This window comes from Candidatus Sphingomonas phytovorans (genome assembly GCA_029202385.1).
Lineage (GTDB): Bacteria > Pseudomonadota > Alphaproteobacteria > Sphingomonadales > Sphingomonadaceae > Sphingomonas > Sphingomonas phytovorans.
Genome location: CP119314.1, coordinates 1,460,329 through 1,474,440 on the forward strand (window position 1 = coordinate 1,460,329; position 14,112 = coordinate 1,474,440).

General features: G+C 65.1%; 15 protein-coding genes. 9 read left to right on the forward strand and 6 right to left on the reverse strand.

Annotated elements, in window-relative coordinates; all coding sequences use genetic code 11:
* Positions 1–49 precede the first annotated feature (49 nt).
* The 4 genes from P0Y59_06640 (at position 50) to P0Y59_06655 (ending at position 3,145) form a co-directional block, all read left to right on the forward strand.
* A complete protein-coding gene (locus tag P0Y59_06640; GenBank protein WEK01354.1) occupies positions 50–799 on the forward strand; it encodes a GDSL-type esterase/lipase family protein in 750 nt (249 codons plus the stop codon).
* Positions 800–1,255: 456 nt separating this feature from the next.
* Entirely contained in the window at positions 1,256–2,116 is an 861-nt protein-coding gene (locus tag P0Y59_06645) for a DUF1444 family protein (protein WEK01355.1), read from the forward strand.
* A gap of 13 nt (positions 2,117–2,129) precedes the next feature.
* Positions 2,130–2,558 carry a lysozyme inhibitor LprI family protein gene (locus tag P0Y59_06650; GenBank protein ID WEK01356.1) on the forward strand — a complete coding sequence of 143 codons (429 nt, stop codon included), beginning with the start codon at positions 2,130–2,132 and terminating at the stop codon, positions 2,556–2,558.
* Positions 2,559–2,644: 86 nt separating this feature from the next.
* Positions 2,645–3,145: a hypothetical protein gene (locus P0Y59_06655; protein ID WEK01357.1), complete on the forward strand. Its 501-nt coding sequence runs from the start codon at positions 2,645–2,647 to the stop codon at positions 3,143–3,145.
* A gap of 279 nt (positions 3,146–3,424) precedes the next feature.
* On the opposite strand, the gene P0Y59_06660 is transcribed toward P0Y59_06655, so the two are convergent.
* From P0Y59_06660 to P0Y59_06670, 3 genes are all read right to left on the reverse strand, one after another.
* Positions 3,425–4,957 carry a hypothetical protein gene (locus P0Y59_06660; GenBank protein WEK01358.1) on the reverse strand — a complete coding sequence of 511 codons (1,533 nt, stop codon included), beginning with the start codon at positions 4,955–4,957 and terminating at the stop codon, positions 3,425–3,427.
* 109 nt (positions 4,958–5,066) lie between these two features.
* Positions 5,067–5,531, reverse strand: a complete 465-nt coding sequence (locus tag P0Y59_06665; protein ID WEK02517.1) for a group 1 truncated hemoglobin — start codon at positions 5,529–5,531, stop codon at positions 5,067–5,069.
* A gap of 18 nt (positions 5,532–5,549) precedes the next feature.
* Positions 5,550–6,434, reverse strand: a complete 885-nt coding sequence (locus tag P0Y59_06670; protein WEK01359.1) for a DUF3034 family protein — start codon at positions 6,432–6,434, stop codon at positions 5,550–5,552.
* 109 nt (positions 6,435–6,543) lie between these two features.
* On the opposite strand from P0Y59_06670, the gene P0Y59_06675 reads away from it, so the two are divergent.
* From P0Y59_06675 to P0Y59_06685, 3 genes are all read left to right on the forward strand, one after another.
* Entirely contained in the window at positions 6,544–7,137 is a 594-nt protein-coding gene (locus P0Y59_06675) for a methylamine utilization protein (protein ID WEK01360.1), read from the forward strand.
* Positions 7,134–9,506 (forward strand): EAL domain-containing protein, encoded by a 2,373-nt coding sequence (locus P0Y59_06680; protein WEK01361.1) that lies wholly within the window; start codon positions 7,134–7,136, stop codon positions 9,504–9,506. Before P0Y59_06675 ends, P0Y59_06680 begins: the two co-directional genes overlap by 4 nt.
* Before the next feature lie 100 nt (positions 9,507–9,606).
* Positions 9,607–10,131, forward strand: coding sequence for a gamma carbonic anhydrase family protein (locus tag P0Y59_06685; protein WEK01362.1), 525 nt, complete (start codon positions 9,607–9,609; stop codon positions 10,129–10,131).
* Between the two features lie 23 nt (positions 10,132–10,154).
* Here P0Y59_06685 and guaB read toward each other — a convergent pair whose 3' ends face one another.
* Positions 10,155–11,612, reverse strand: a complete 1,458-nt coding sequence (guaB, locus tag P0Y59_06690) for an IMP dehydrogenase (protein WEK01363.1) — start codon at positions 11,610–11,612, stop codon at positions 10,155–10,157.
* A gap of 172 nt (positions 11,613–11,784) precedes the next feature.
* Here guaB and P0Y59_06695 point away from each other — a divergent pair, with 172 nt between their 5' ends.
* Entirely contained in the window at positions 11,785–12,762 is a 978-nt protein-coding gene (locus tag P0Y59_06695; protein ID WEK01364.1) for an SPFH/Band 7/PHB domain protein, read from the forward strand.
* Positions 12,759–13,208 carry an NfeD family protein gene (locus P0Y59_06700; protein WEK01365.1) on the forward strand — a complete coding sequence of 150 codons (450 nt, stop codon included), beginning with the start codon at positions 12,759–12,761 and terminating at the stop codon, positions 13,206–13,208. The genes P0Y59_06695 and P0Y59_06700 overlap by 4 nt, the downstream gene beginning before the upstream one ends.
* Before the next feature lie 19 nt (positions 13,209–13,227).
* On the opposite strand, the gene P0Y59_06705 is transcribed toward P0Y59_06700, so the two are convergent.
* Together P0Y59_06705 and P0Y59_06710 are read right to left on the reverse strand one after the other, a co-directional pair.
* A complete protein-coding gene (locus P0Y59_06705) occupies positions 13,228–13,587 on the reverse strand; it encodes a hypothetical protein (protein ID WEK01366.1) in 360 nt (119 codons plus the stop codon).
* A 41-nt stretch (positions 13,588–13,628) separates the two neighbouring features.
* A complete protein-coding gene (locus tag P0Y59_06710; GenBank protein ID WEK01367.1) occupies positions 13,629–14,081 on the reverse strand; it encodes a hypothetical protein in 453 nt (150 codons plus the stop codon).
* Positions 14,082–14,112: the final 31 nt, after the last annotated feature.

Sequence of the window (14,112 nt, forward strand, 5' to 3'; positions counted from 1 at the left end):
TTCGACATGGAGCGGCGCGACAGCCGCCGATATCGAACGGGAGACATGCATGCGGGCCATCGCCACCTTCAGCCTGATCGGCGCGCTTGCGCTGTCCACCGGGCAGGTTTCAGCGCAGACCTCAACGGGGTCCTCCGCGCCGACGGCGCCCGCGAGGCCGCCGGTCGGCCAGGGAGAGAATGGCGATTGGGCATTCATCGGCCGTTACCGCGAGGCCAATCACCCATTGCTTGCCGCCGCCGATCCAAAGCGCGTGGTGTTCATGGGCGATTCCATCACTCAAGGCTGGGCTGAGCAGCCCTTCGTCAAGGGCAACGCCCATTTCGTCGGGCGCGGCATTTCAGGCCAGACGACGCCACAGATGCTCGTCCGCTTCCGCAGCGATGTCGTCGCGCTGAAGCCGGCGGTCGTCCACATCATGGGCGGCACCAACGATGTCGCGCAGAATACCGGCCCGACGACGCCCGAGGAGACGGAGGGCTATATCACCGGCATGGTCGAGATCGCGCGCGCCAATGGCATCAGGGTGGTCCTCGCCTCGATCCCGCCAGCGCTCGATTTTCCGTGGCGCAAGGACCTCTCGCCCGGTCCCAAGATCAAGGCGCTCAACGCCTGGCTGAAGGATTATGCCGCGCGGAAGCACCTTGTCTATGTCGATTACTGGCCGGCCATCGCCACTCCGGAAGGCGGGATGAAGCCAGGTTATTCGCACGACGGCGTCCATCCCAACGCGGACGCCTTCGCCGCGATGGCGCCGCTTGCGCAGGCAGCGATCGACAAGGCGATGCGGGGTAAATAGCCTCCTTCCTAGGGCGCCTTCCAGCCGATCTGCCGGTCGGCCCAGGCGATGAAATATTTCATGTTCGGCGCATCGGTATGCCCGCCGTCATGCTGGCGCCAGGCAAGCCGCTTCGTCCCATGGAAACGCCCGACGACCTCACGGCAAGGACGCTCTACGGTAATCTCGTGGTCCTTGCGATCGCCACGGGTCTATGCGCATTACGCGCATCTTCGCCAAGGTAGCGTGATCGTGCGGCCCGGTGAGCGTGTCCGGCGCGGCTGGCGGCGACCCCGGCACCATGTCGCAACGCGATCCCGCTTGATGGCGACATCGTCGGATTCCCCTCGACACGTTAGCCGGGCAGCAGATTCGGCCGTCATGATCGGGATCGCGGTGGCCTCGGATCATTCAGCCTTCCTTTTCGTTTCCGACACAGGTTACGCATCGTTCGATCGCCCCTTTGAAAGTCCGCTGATGTCATTGCTCAAGAAGCTGTTCGGCGCTCCCCCACCACAGGACCGGATGCTGACCTATCCGGACTACGTCCGCCGCTATGCCGCCCTCGTCGAGAGACACTGTCCCGCCAATACCGTCGAAGTCCATGTCGGTGCCAGTGCGACCGAATCCTGGGTGATCTGGACGATGCCGAAAGGCACCCGGGCGACCCAGTATTTCGGCAACTGGTATGCGCGCTATCGGAACGGCGAAGCCGGGATCGACGCCCTGATGGCGGCGCAACTGGAAGAGGCTCGGTTCAACGACGATCTGGGCGAGACGACGGATCCCGCCAGGATATTCCCGGTAATGAAGCCGGCGACATGGGCCGGCTCTGCCAAGCGCCAGATGGATGGCGCAGGGCTCGATGCCGCCGATGCCTCGTTCATCACGAGCCCGTTCTGCGGCGATATGGTCGTCGCCTACGCGATCGATACGGGCGACACCATGGAGTACATCACCCGAAAGACGCTTTCGGCGATGCGCCTGGACGAAGCGGCTCTTCATGAGCGCGCCATCGCCAATCTGACCGCCATGCTCCCCGCATTGAAAATCGAGGGCAGCGATGGGCGCTACGCCGCGCGACTGGATCGCAATTACGATGCGTCGATGCTGCTGATCCTGCCGCAGTGGCGAGGCGGACTGGCGCTTGAAGGACCGATCTGCATTGCCATGCCGGCGCGCGATGAGGTCATGCTGTGCGCCGCCGACGATCGCGACGGGCGAGAGTCGCTCGCGGCCATCGCCGCGGAGATTGCCAGTGTATCGGCCTATTCGCTTTCCCGGCACCTGTATCGGTGGACATCGGACGATGGCTTCTCGATCGCCGATGCGCGCTGAGCCGCAACGCCGCATGGCTCATGCACGCCATGCCATCCTCGTGGCGGCACTGTCATGGTCTGCCCACCCCGCCCTGGCCGGGAATGGCCGGCGGGACGCGACCGCTGCGGCGCTCGATCACTGTCTGGCCGATCCGGCCCATGCATCCACCGGAGATCAGACGGCCTGCGAGACGCGCGCCGCCGGGGACTATGATCGGCGGATGAACGTCGCATACGCCGCCCTTCTTCGGAAACTCCCGCCGGATGCCGCCCGCAAGCTGCGCGACGCCCAGCGTGCATGGCTGGCCTATCGGAATGCCGAGGCCGGCGCGCGCGAGGCGATCTACGCGACGCGGCAGGGCACGATGTTTGTACCGCTGGAAAGCGACGACGCGGTCGTCATCGTCGGCGATCGCGCGCGTCTGCTGGAGCGCTACGTGCGGGCAATGGCGGTTGAGTAAGAGCTCTCGACACGCCGTTCCGTTGCCGGAGATCGTGTCTCATGCCGAGCCCTACAACGATGACCACGGACGTACCTAGGAGCCGAATGAACGCCATACTGCTTGGTCGTCCGCCGTTCGTGTTGCGCCGCCGTCGAGTTACGGAGATATCGTTCGCGATCGCTGGCGCCGTCGTGATGATCGCGGGCCTGGCTTTCGCGACCCGGGAGCATTTCCGTTTTGTTGGCCTGCTGCTGGGTGGGGTCGGCCTGTTCGTATTTCTGTTCGGCATTCTTCAGGTCGTGCGGCCTACGAAGCTGATGCTGGAGCCGGCCGGTCTGCACTACAGCATTCTGGGGATCCATCGATTCTGGCCGTGGCAAACCGTTTCCAGCTTCCGAGTGGCACATATCCGCAGTGGCAAGGCCATTGTGTTCGACGTCGCGTATCCGGACAGGTCAGGCACTTTCGCCATCCCAGCCTTTTTCTCGATGCGCCCCGGTCCGCTCGCCGATCTATTGAACGACGCTCGATCGCAATGGATCGACGAAAATTATACGCGCGGCGCTCATGCGTCTGCTGTCGGAGCATCACCAAGCGTCGATTAGCTGTCTCAGCCAGGGAACCCACCGGGACTGCCTGAGCGCAGCCGAGGCCGCCGTCATCCATAGACATCAGTTTTCCCGATTTCCTTTCCCGGAACCGACTGTTGGAGATGGAGAAACGGGAACGCTAAATAGCGTTCCGAGCAACCGGTTTCAGGACGACAGTGCGGGCGGCGAAAAATCCTAATTTGAGCGCGACTGGTGACCGGTAGCTGTGGCAGCGGCCCGCGCCGCCACCGGGCATGCGCGTTAAGTTAGCGCCTATGGGAAATGGCCCCCTTCCTACGGCGCCTTCCAGCCGATCTGCCGGTCGGCCCAGGCGATGAAATATTTCATGTTCGGTGCATCGGTATGCCCGCCGTCATGCTGGCGCCAGGCAAGCTGGCCGTCGAGCATGTCGGTCAGCACCGGCGGCATCCGGGCAGTGCGATAGTCGTTGCCGACGCCGAGGTCCCTCGCGCCGAGCAGCGTCCACACCTGCCCCGCCGCGACGGTCGCCATATAGCTCCCCTGCTGGTCGAGCCAGTTGGCGTCGCCCTTCTCCGGCACGCCATAGCTGATGAAGGTCGGCCGTGGCGCGCACAATGCGATCAACTCATGCGAATCCACCGGGATGTCGCCTGCGTTCCTGCGGCCGAAGCTTGCCTGCGATGCACCGTATTTCAGGAAATTGCCCGCCATCCAGTGATAGCCGCCTGTCCCGGTGAGATTCTCCACCGCTTCGCCGAAATTGCGACGGTGCGGCTTGGCGCCGCCCTCACCCGACGATCCGACGAGCACCATCGCGAAGCGCTGGTCGAAGGCCATGGCGACCAGTGCCGCCTTGCCGTAGCGCGACACACCCTCGATCCCGACACGCTTCGCATCCACCCCGGGCACGGTCTCGAGATAGTCGAGCGCCCGGCTCGCCCCCCATCCCCAGGCCCGAAGCGCGCCCCAATCCTCGGGCTTGCGCGGCTGGCCCCTGTTGACGAGGCCGATGATCCCATTGCGCAGTCCCGCGCCATTGTCCGCCTGGATGCTTGCCGTATCGACCAGCGCCACGCCCCAGCCGGCCGCGACCAACGCGGAGACACGCTCATCGCTCGGCGGCGCCGGGAAGAAGCTCGGCGGGTTGACGAACATGAAGCCCGGATGGGCCTGGAACGCGGTGGCCAGTGACGGGTCCCGAGCCACGAGGCTGGCCTTCATCGCGGCGTCGATCCGTGATGCCTCATCGGCGGTCGGCTGGCTGGGCGCCGGATAGCGCGCCGCGCCGAACATCATCAGCACGGGCACCGGGCGGGTCGTCTCAGCGGGCAGCACCAACGTCACCTTGATGCCGACATCGATCGCGGGATGGGCGCTGTTGTCGGCACGGCCGATCAACTGCTTCGCCACCATGCGCTTGCCGGCGATGAATTCAATGTCAGTGCTGGCGACCGACCAGACGATCCTGGGCACATTGGCCGGGACACGCCCCACCACCTCGCGCTCGAACGCCTCGACGATCTCCGGCCGGCGCTGCTTCCACCAGCCATCGGCAGTAGTGACCTTCCCGCCTTTGTTCAGTGTGAGGATCTCGGGCCAGTCGGGAAAGGGGTTCGCCCTGGCTGGATCATAGTTAGCCGGATTGGGTCCGTCCGGCTGCCCGCTATGCCCGGGACGCAATGCCTTGATGCCAAGCTGGTCCATCATGTTCTGATGGTCCTGCTCGGCGGTCCAGGGCGCTGGCGCTGCCGCCCCCTGCCGCGACAGGGCGGGGGTCGATCCGGTCACCGCCATGCCGGACAGCATGGCCAGAGCGCAGCACGAGCGCAGCAACGCGAATTTCATGGCATTCCTCTCCCCGAGCGAGCGCCTGGGCGCCTCACATCATATATGATATACGGCGAAAGGGTTGTTGCCAATCAGCTTTGTTGGATGCCCCGGACCCGGTCCGGGGCTAGCGCTCGACCGTATCCCGCCGCATCGGGGCGAGCTTCGCGAGGAAACGGTTCTGGGCGAAGAACGGCACCCCTTCCTTGCGCATCGCCGCCTGAAGATCCTCGACCAACGCCCCCATGTCGGCATTCTGGATGCCGAGATCCTTATGGGCGTCCTTCATCGTCCGGCCGCTATAGTCGCAACCGCCGTTGAGGATGTAGCAGAACTGCTCCTTCAGCAGCCGTCGCAGGCGGACCATGTCCTGCTTCTCGAGGATGGCCGAGATCCGCTTGTCGGCATTGATCCGCTCGACCAGGTCTTCGACGATCCGGTCGATTCCGGCACGGCCATGAAAGGCGTCGAGCATCGCCGTCCCCTCGAACGGCTTCGCCCCGGCATTGCCATTGCTCTGGGTATAGGGATCGACCGGCTCTTCGCCGGGCGGAACGGCCTGGAGCGCCGCGGCGGCGGCAAGTGCAAACATCAACATGGCGTGAACCCCTCAGAAATTGCCCTGGATCGACAGGAACGCACCGCGCTGCCGCTTCACCGTCGCGATATCGCCCAGATCGACATAGGCCGCAGTCAGCCTGACATGCCGCGCGACCGCCCAGGCGGCGAACACGTCATAGGTGCCGTTCTCCTTCGCGAAGCCAAGATTGTCCGGCTTGGTGCGATATTCGGCACCGACCAGCAGGCGTCGCGACAGCAACAGGCCGGCCGATCCTTCGAACTGCGGACGATAGGCATCTTTCTTGTCCCCGCCAAAGCCGAGCAGGCCGAACTGGTTGGCCTTGGTGAAGCGGACGGTACCGTTCACCACCATGCTCTTCGAGAGGATCACCTTGGTCGCGGCGACATAGAAATCGGTGCCGCGACTTTGCCTGCCGCCGACCGCCGCGATGATCGGCCCCTTGTCAGCGCGCTTGTGCTGCACACCGACCGAAATCTGCGGCAGCAGCCGATCCTGGTCATAGACCGCGTCGCCGACCAGCCTGATTTTCGCCCCGAAAACGTCCTGGGCAAAGGTGAAGCCGCGTCCGAGCCCCAGCGCCGCCCCGGCCGCGCGCGTGTCGAAGCTTTGATGCGTATAGGAAAGCTCGATCCGGTTGCGGAAGCCGATCGCGCCGCCATAGCTGGTCAGGTCGAAATCGGGCAGTGCGACATAGGTCGCGTGGACGCTGCCGCCGACGCCGGCATCGGTTTCGTCGCCGGCGATCACTGCCCAGGTGGCAAGCCCACCGCCCGCCGCGCCCTCGACACTGGAGACGCCACCGGTCAGCAACAGCTTGCCGCCGCCGCGCAATTCGCCTGCCGAAACTGGCTGCACCGATAACGCAGCCATCAGCACGGCGCACGCGAAACGCGCCGCCAGCCAGATTTTCATGAAGTCCCCCGGATTTATATCCAATGTGGATATATTGTGGATGTATCGTTTTTTTTCGGTAAACGAGGCCTTTAGAAGTTGAACACTTTTGGCCCCTAGGTACGTAATAATGCGTATCGCTTCCGTCCTGCTTCTGCTTGCCGTTCCCGTATCAACCCACGCCGCCACCGTTGATATCTCGGTGCGCGGTGCCGACGGCAAACCGCTCGCCGGCGCGGTTGTCTTCGTCGATACGCCGCGCAAACCAGCGCCCCCGGTCCGCTTCGCCTGGGGAACGGAGATGGCGCAGCGCAACATCGCCTTCGATCCGCATGTGCTGATCGTTCCGACCGGCTCGACCGTCACCTTCCCCAACAAGGACAAGGTACGGCACCACGTCTATTCCTTCTCGAAGGTGAAGGCGTTCAACCTGAAGCTCTACGGCCGGGATCAGGTGCCGACAGTGTTGTTCGACAAGCCCGGCATCGTCGCCCTTGGCTGCAATATCCATGATTCGATGAGCGGCTTCATCGTTGTCGCCGATACACCCTTCGCGATGCAGACCGATGCAGCCGGCCGCGTCTCCATCCCGGACGTGCCTGCCGGTGGGGCCACGTTGCGGCTTTGGCACCCGGCGATCCGCGCCTCGGGCAACATGCTGACCCAGACGGTGGCGATCGCGCCGACCGGTTATTCAACCACGCTCGTCATCCACGGCAAATGACGCTCGCCCTGCTGAGTCATGGAATGCCGTTCAGCGGCGGCTTCGAGCATCTGCGCACGCGGCTCGCTGTATTGTACACGGCGCTCTTCACCATTTCGCTCATCGTCGTCGCGATCGTTGCCCAGGCGATGATCTGGAACCATGCGCGCGAATCGGTCCGCGCCGAGTTGGCGACGAGCGGCGCGGTCTATGACCGGATCTGGGCGCTGCGCGCAAAATCGCTGGCAGGCTCGGCCGATGTACTCGCCCGCGATTTCGGCTTCCGCACCGCCGTGGCGAGCGGCGATCGGCCAACCATCGAATCCGCCATCGTCAATTTGCGCGAACGGGCAGACGTCGCCAACGCCTTCGTCGTCGACATGGCCGGCGACGTCCTGGGCGACGGGCCGGCCGATCTCCGCGCCGCCGTGGCGCGCCTGCCCTCCAGCCTTCCGGGCGACCGCCACGATGCCGTGATCGCCGCCGGCGACGGCGTGTACCGATTGATCGTGTCGCCTGTCCTCGCGCCGACGGAGATCGGCCGGGTGGTCTTCGCGGTGCCGCTCGATGCCCGCGAGATGCGGGCGCTCGAACGGCTCTCCGCCATCCCGCTGACTGCAACGATCCTCCGGCGCGGCGCCGATGGCCATTGGGCGTCGAACGACGGCACGACCGACGCCCATCCCGATATCGACAGCCTCGTCGCGCGCAGTGCGGGCGGCGCCAATATGGTTCCAGCCACGCTCGTCCTTCCTCAAGGGGCTGCCTTCGCGGTGGCCCGCCGTCTCGACGGACGTGGCAGCCAACCAGAGGCGGCGCTGCTGCTCAGCTATCCGCACGCCAAGGCGCTCGCATCCTATCGATCGCTCCAGGCTGGTATCGCCCTCGCCGGATTGCTCGGCCTGACCCTCGTGCTGGTCGGCAGTCGCCGTCTCGCCAACGGCATCGCGCGGCCGATCACCGCGCTCGATGCCGCTGCAAGAGCGCTTGAGGAAGGCACTCGCGCCGAGGTCGAGGTCCGCGGATCGTACGAGATCGGGCGGCTGGCGGAAAGCTTCAACCGCATGTCGGCCGGCATCGTCGAGCGCGAACATCGCATCACGCATCTCGCCTTTCATGATTCGCTCACCGGCCTGCCCAACCGCACCTTTTTCCGCCAGAAGCTAGAGGCCAGCCTCGCCCGGGTGCAGAAGCTGAACGAAAAGGTCAGTGTCCTCTGCCTCGACCTCGACGGCTTCAAGAGCATCAACGACACACTCGGCCATCCTGTCGGCGACGCCCTGTTGCGTCATGTAGGCGCAGTATTGTCTGAGCTCGCCACCGACGGCCTCGTCTCCCGCCTCGGTGGCGACGAGTTCGCGGTGATCCTCGACAATCGCGGCGCCGACGATCGCCCCCGTGCGCTGGCGCAACTCATCCTCGACCAGATGCGCCAGCCGATGCGCCTCGACGGGCACCAGATCGCGACCGGCGCGAGCATCGGCATCGCGATCGGGCCTGCCGATGGCGACGACCCGGACATGCTGCTCAAAAATGCCGACCTCGCGCTGTACCGGGCCAAGCAGGACGGCCGCGGCGTCTTCCGCTTCTTCGAACCGGCGCTTGACGCGGCCGCCCGCAAACGCCGGCAACTCGAGCTAGATCTGCGAGAGGCGCTCCAGACCGGCCAGTTCAGGCTGAACTTCCAGCCGATCTTCGACCTGAAGAAGGATCGCATCGGCGGCTTCGAGGCACTGCTTCGCTGGGAGCATCCGACGCGCGGCAACGTCCCCCCGATCGAATTCATCTCGGTGGCCGAGGATACCGGGCTGATCGTCGGGATCGGCGAATGGGTGATGCACGAGGCCTGCCGCCACGCCGCCGCCTGGCCCGACCATGTCCGCATCGCGGTCAACGTCTCGCCGTTGCAGTTCCGCAGCACCGGCTTCGCCAATGTGATCTTCCAGGCGCTGTCGCGCAGCGGGCTCGCGCCGGACCGGCTTGAGGTGGAGATCACCGAATCGATCTTCCTCGAGGGCGAGCAGTCAGTCCTCGCGCTGCTGCACCAGCTTCGCGCGATGGGCATTCGCGTGGCGCTCGACGATTTCGGCACCGGCTATTCGTCGCTCAGCTATCTGCGCAGCTTTCCGTTCGACAAGATCAAGATCGACAAGAGCTTCGTGAACCATGTCGCCGACGACGAGAGCTCGGCGGCGATCGTCCGCGCGATCGTCGATCTCGCGACCGCGCTCCATATGGAAACGACCGCGGAGGGCGTCGAGGACAATGACCAGCTTGCTGAGCTGCGGGGCCAGGGCTGCAGCAGCATCCAGGGCTATATCTTCAGCCGACCGGTCGAGGGCGACAAGGTGATGGGCCTGATCGACGACCGCCAGAGCGTGGCGGCCTAGGAGTACTTCACGCCCGATCACCGCAGGGCTGAAGACGTCGCCTTGCCCCTCCCCCTCGCCGCCCCTCCACGCTATGCGGGGCGAAACGAGGAGGATGCCAATGCCGCTTTACGCCATCGACGGAAAACAGCCCGTGGTCGGAACCGACGTCTGGGTCGCTCCCAGCGCGGACGTGATCGGCGACGCGCGCCTCGCCGACGGATCGAACGTGTGGTTCGGGGCGGTGATCCGGGCCGACAATACGCCGATCATCGTCGGCACCCGCAGCAACATCCAGGAAAGCGCCATGTGCCACTCCGATCCCGGCGCGCCGCTGACCATCGGTGCCGACTGCACCATCGGCCATCACGCCATCCTTCATGGCTGCACCATCGGCGACAATGTGCTGATCGGGATGGGCGCGATCGTGCTGAACCGCGCTGTGATCGGCGATGGCTGCATCGTCGGCGCGGGCGCGCTGGTGACCGAGGGCAAGGTGTTCGAGCCCAACAGCCTGATCGTCGGCAGCCCGGCCAGGCCGATCCGCACGCTGGACGAGAAGGCGGCGGCGATGCTCAAGGCATCCGCCCAGCATTATGTCGACAAGGGCAAGGCCTATGCCGAGGGATTGACCAGGGTCGGTTGACCGGACCTCGCGGGCCCGGCGCGTTACTGGGTCGGGTAGTTCGGTGCCTCGCGCGTGATGGTCACGTCGTGCACGTGGCTCTCGCGCAGGCCTGCACCGGTGATCTGGATGAAGCGGGCGCGCTTCTGCAGGTCTGGTATCGTCGCCGAACCCGTATAGCCCATCGCAGCACGCACGCCGCCGACGAGCTGGTGGATCACGTCGCGCGCGGCGCCCTTGTAGGCCACCTGACCCTCGATCCCCTCTGGAACCAGCTTGAGCTGGTCCTTGATATCCTGCTGGAAATAGCGGTCGGCCGATCCGCGCGCCATCGCGCCGACCGAGCCCATGCCGCGATAGGATTTGTACGAACGGCCCTGGTAAAGGAATGTCTCGCCCGGCGCTTCCTCGGTGCCTGCCAGCAACGATCCGATCATCACCGTCGAGGCGCCAGCGGCAATCGCCTTGGCCATGTCGCCCGAGGTGCGGATGCCGCCATCGGCGATCACCGGCACGCCCGACTTCGCGGCTTCCTCGGCGCAGTCCATCACGGCGGTGAGCTGCGGCACGCCGACGCCCGCGACGACGCGGGTCGTGCAGATCGACCCCGGGCCGATGCCGACCTTGATCCCGTCAGCACCCGCGTCGATCAGCGCCCGAGTCGCCTCCGCTGTCGCGACGTTGCCGGCGATCACCTGGACCGAATTGGAGATACGCTTGGCGCGCTCGACGGCGCGCGCCACATCGCGGTTATGGCCGTGCGCGGTATCGATCACAATCAGGTCGAGCTCAGCGTCGATCAACGCCTCGGTGCGCTCGAACCCCTTGTCGCCGACGGTGCTCGCGGCGGCGACGCGCAGGCGACCGGTCTCGTCCTTGGTCGCGTTCGGATACATCACCGCCTTTTCTATGTCCTTGACGGTGATCAGGCCGATGCAGCGATAGGCCTCGTCGACGACGAGAAGCTTTTCGATTCGGCGCTGGTGAAGCAGGCGGCGAGCCTCCTCCTGATCGACGCCCGGCGACACCGTCGCGAGATTTTCGTGAGTCATCAACTCGGCGACCGGCTGGTGCGGATTGCCGGCGAACCGCACGTCGCGGTTGGTGAGGATGCCGACGAGCTTGCCGCTCTTCTCGGTCACCGGAATGCCGCTAATCTTGTGATAGGCCATCAGCGCCTGCGCTTCGGCCAGCGTCGCCTCCGGCGTGATCGTGATCGGGTTGACCACCATGCCCGATTCGTACCGCTTCACGGCACGGACGGCGGCGACCTGTTCCTCGATCGTCATGTTGCGATGAAGCACCCCGATGCCGCCAAGCTGCGCCATGACGATCGCCATGTCGGCCTCGGTCACCGTATCCATCGCGGCGGAAATGACCGGAATATTGAGCGCGATGCCGCGGCTCAGGCGAGTCGCCGTGTTGGTCTGGCTGGGGACGATGTCGGATTCCGCCGGGTACAGAAGTACGTCGTCGAAGGTGAGGCCGAGGCGAATATCCATGGGGTGCCAGATTCCTGCGGGGGGCGAGTCGTGGCGGTCCATGTAAACAAAGGCCCTTCGCGACGCTAGAGTGCGCACTGACCGTGTCGCATTTCGCTATAACGCCCCCGCCAATCTGCTAATCTGAGCGCGTCGGCCGCGCCCCTCGCGGCCCTATTCGGGGGTTCGCACCATGACTCTCACGCTTGCCGGCCTGGTTCTGGTCGTCGTCATTTTCTATTTCATGACCAGCATCAAGGTGGTCCGCCAGGGCTACCAGTACACGATCGAGCATTTCGGCCGCTTCACCACGGTCGCGCGGCCGGGCCTGAATTTCTATCCGGCCTTTTTCTATCGCGTCGGCCGGCGCGTGAACATGATGGAGCAGGTGCTCGACATTCCGGGCCAGGAGATCATCACCAAGGACAATGCGATGGTCGCGGTCGATGGCGTCGTGTTCTTCCAGGTGCTCGACGCGGCCAAGGCAGCCTATGAGGTAAGCGACCTGTATCTCGCGATCATGCAGCTTTCGACCACCAACCTGCGCACGGTGATGGGCTCGATGGACCTCGACGAGACACTGTCGAAGCGCGACGAGATCAACACTCGGCTGCTCCAGGTGGTCGATCAGGCCACCGAGGCCTGGGGCGTGAAGATCACCCGCGTCGAGCTGAAGGATATTCGTCCGCCGGCCGACATCGTCAACGCCATGACCCGCCAGATGAAGGCCGAGCGCGAGAAACGCGCGACCATCCTGGAATCCGAGGCCGCGCGGCAGAACGAGATCAACCGCGCCGAGGGCCTGAAACAGGCGCAGATCCTGGAGGCGGAAGGCCGCAAGGAGGCCGCATTTCGCGACGCCGAAGCGCGCGAGCGCTCAGCCCAGGCCGAAGCGACCGCGACCAAGATGGTGTCGGACGCGATCGAGGCAGGCAGCAGCCAGTCGCTCAATTATTTCATCGCGCAGAAATATGTCGAGGCGGTCGGCAAGTTCGCCACCTCGCCCAACGCGAAGACGATCCTCTTCCCGGTCGAGGCGACCCAGTTGATCGGCACCCTTGGCGGCATCGGCGAACTGGCGCGCGACGCATTGGGCAACGACCGTTCGCCACCGGCCGCGCCGCGCCCGCCGGCTCGCCCGCGCGGCCCGTTCGAAGGAGGTCAGCCATGAGTTTCCTCGGCTTCATGTGGAGCCACGGCGCGCTCTGGCTCGCCGCTGCGCTCGCGCTGGCAATCGCGGAGCTGATCGCGCCGGGTTTCTTCATGATCTTCCTTGCGGCGGGCGCCGCCTTGACCGGCTTTGTGCTTCTCGCGCTGCCTGGCCTCCCCGTGCTGGTTCAGGTCCTGCTGTTCGCGGTCTTCACCACCGTCGCGGTCGGCCTCGGCCGGCGCTGGTATCACCAGAGCGACGTCCCGACCGAGGATGCGCAGCTCAACGACCGCACCTCACGCCTGATCGGAACGACCGCGCAGGTCTGCGACGCCATCACCGCCGGCGAGGGCCGGGTGAAGGTGGGCGATGGCGCGTGGAAAGCCCGTGGCCCGGACGTCGCGGCTGGCGCGATCGTCCGGATCATCGGGGCCTCGGGAAGCGTGCTGCTGGTCGAGCCGGCCTGACGGCCAGCCCTTCCCGGACTCAGCTCTTGCCGAACAGTCCCTTGGCGAAACCGGCGATCTCATCCATCGGACTTCCGTCGCCATTCTGGTCGAGCATGCCACCGACCTTGCCGAGCATACCAGATCCCTGCAGCAGGCCCGCGAACTGACCAAGCGCGCCTTCACCCCCGATATGGCCGACGATCTGCTGGAGAACATCGCTCGGCAGGCCGGTCGAGGAAGCTGCGGTATCGACCGTGTCAGTGGGTGCGGCATGCGCCTGGCCGAGCGCCACCACGGCGCTTTCGACCTGTTCGGGGCTCAGCCCAACCTTGGCCGCGAGGTTCGTGATATCGACATTCTGGGTTACCTGTCCGAGCAGTCCGTCGAGCATTCCCATGATGTGTGTTCCTCAGGCCATATGGAAGAGGATTCAATCTATCACAGCGTTGGAAGCGGCGCGAGGTCGGGCGGCAGGAATTTGCGCCGGGCCGCCACCGAAAACAGACGGTCCCTGCTGTAGAAGCCAAGCGGCCAGTCGCGCCTGCCGATCGGGCTCGCCAGCAGCGCGTTGACGGAGTCGACCAGCGCCTCGCTCGTGCCGCGCGTCATGAGGTGACAGCGAATCCCGGCGACGAACACCTGCGTGATCGTGTCGTGATAGCCGTTCATGTCGTCGTTCACCCCGCCGACGCTCTCATTGTAGCGGGAGATGATCCCCGCGATCTCAGCATCGACAGCCACATCGGGCCGGTCGCGGATCAGCCAGAGCGTCGCTGCAAGATGCCCTTCGTGAGTCCAGTCTGTCCGCGGCAAGGTGCACGCAAGAAGGCCCTCCCCGATCCGGCGGATCGCGGCGTCGTCGGCAAAGGGGCGATAGGGAAGGTCAGTCATCGATCGGGCTCTTTCATTGGCCCGATCGATG

Bases quoted from the DNA above. Each gene is read 5' to 3' on its own strand.
- P0Y59_06695 (WEK01364.1), top strand. From the start codon at position 11,785: ATGACTCTCACGCTTGCCGGCCTGGTTCTGGTCGTCGTCATTTTCTAT.
- P0Y59_06680 (WEK01361.1), top strand. From the start codon at position 7,134: ATGACGCTCGCCCTGCTGAGTCATGGAATGCCGTTCAGCGGCGGCTTC.
- P0Y59_06705 (WEK01366.1), bottom strand. From the start codon at position 13,587: ATGGGAATGCTCGACGGACTGCTCGGACAGGTAACCCAGAATGTCGAT.
- P0Y59_06710 (WEK01367.1), bottom strand. From the start codon at position 14,081: ATGACTGACCTTCCCTATCGCCCCTTTGCCGACGACGCCGCGATCCGC.
- P0Y59_06650 (WEK01356.1), top strand. From the start codon at position 2,130: ATGGCTCATGCACGCCATGCCATCCTCGTGGCGGCACTGTCATGGTCT.
- P0Y59_06675 (WEK01360.1), top strand. From the start codon at position 6,544: ATGCGTATCGCTTCCGTCCTGCTTCTGCTTGCCGTTCCCGTATCAACC.
- P0Y59_06685 (WEK01362.1), top strand. From the start codon at position 9,607: ATGCCGCTTTACGCCATCGACGGAAAACAGCCCGTGGTCGGAACCGAC.
- P0Y59_06655 (WEK01357.1), top strand. From the start codon at position 2,645: ATGAACGCCATACTGCTTGGTCGTCCGCCGTTCGTGTTGCGCCGCCGT.
- guaB (WEK01363.1), bottom strand. From the start codon at position 11,612: ATGGATATTCGCCTCGGCCTCACCTTCGACGACGTACTTCTGTACCCG.
- P0Y59_06665 (WEK02517.1), bottom strand. From the start codon at position 5,531: ATGTTTGCACTTGCCGCCGCCGCGGCGCTCCAGGCCGTTCCGCCCGGC.
- P0Y59_06645 (WEK01355.1), top strand. From the start codon at position 1,256: ATGTCATTGCTCAAGAAGCTGTTCGGCGCTCCCCCACCACAGGACCGG.
- P0Y59_06640 (WEK01354.1), top strand. From the start codon at position 50: ATGCGGGCCATCGCCACCTTCAGCCTGATCGGCGCGCTTGCGCTGTCC.
- P0Y59_06660 (WEK01358.1), bottom strand. From the start codon at position 4,957: ATGAAATTCGCGTTGCTGCGCTCGTGCTGCGCTCTGGCCATGCTGTCC.
- P0Y59_06670 (WEK01359.1), bottom strand. From the start codon at position 6,434: ATGAAAATCTGGCTGGCGGCGCGTTTCGCGTGCGCCGTGCTGATGGCT.
- P0Y59_06700 (WEK01365.1), top strand. From the start codon at position 12,759: ATGAGTTTCCTCGGCTTCATGTGGAGCCACGGCGCGCTCTGGCTCGCC.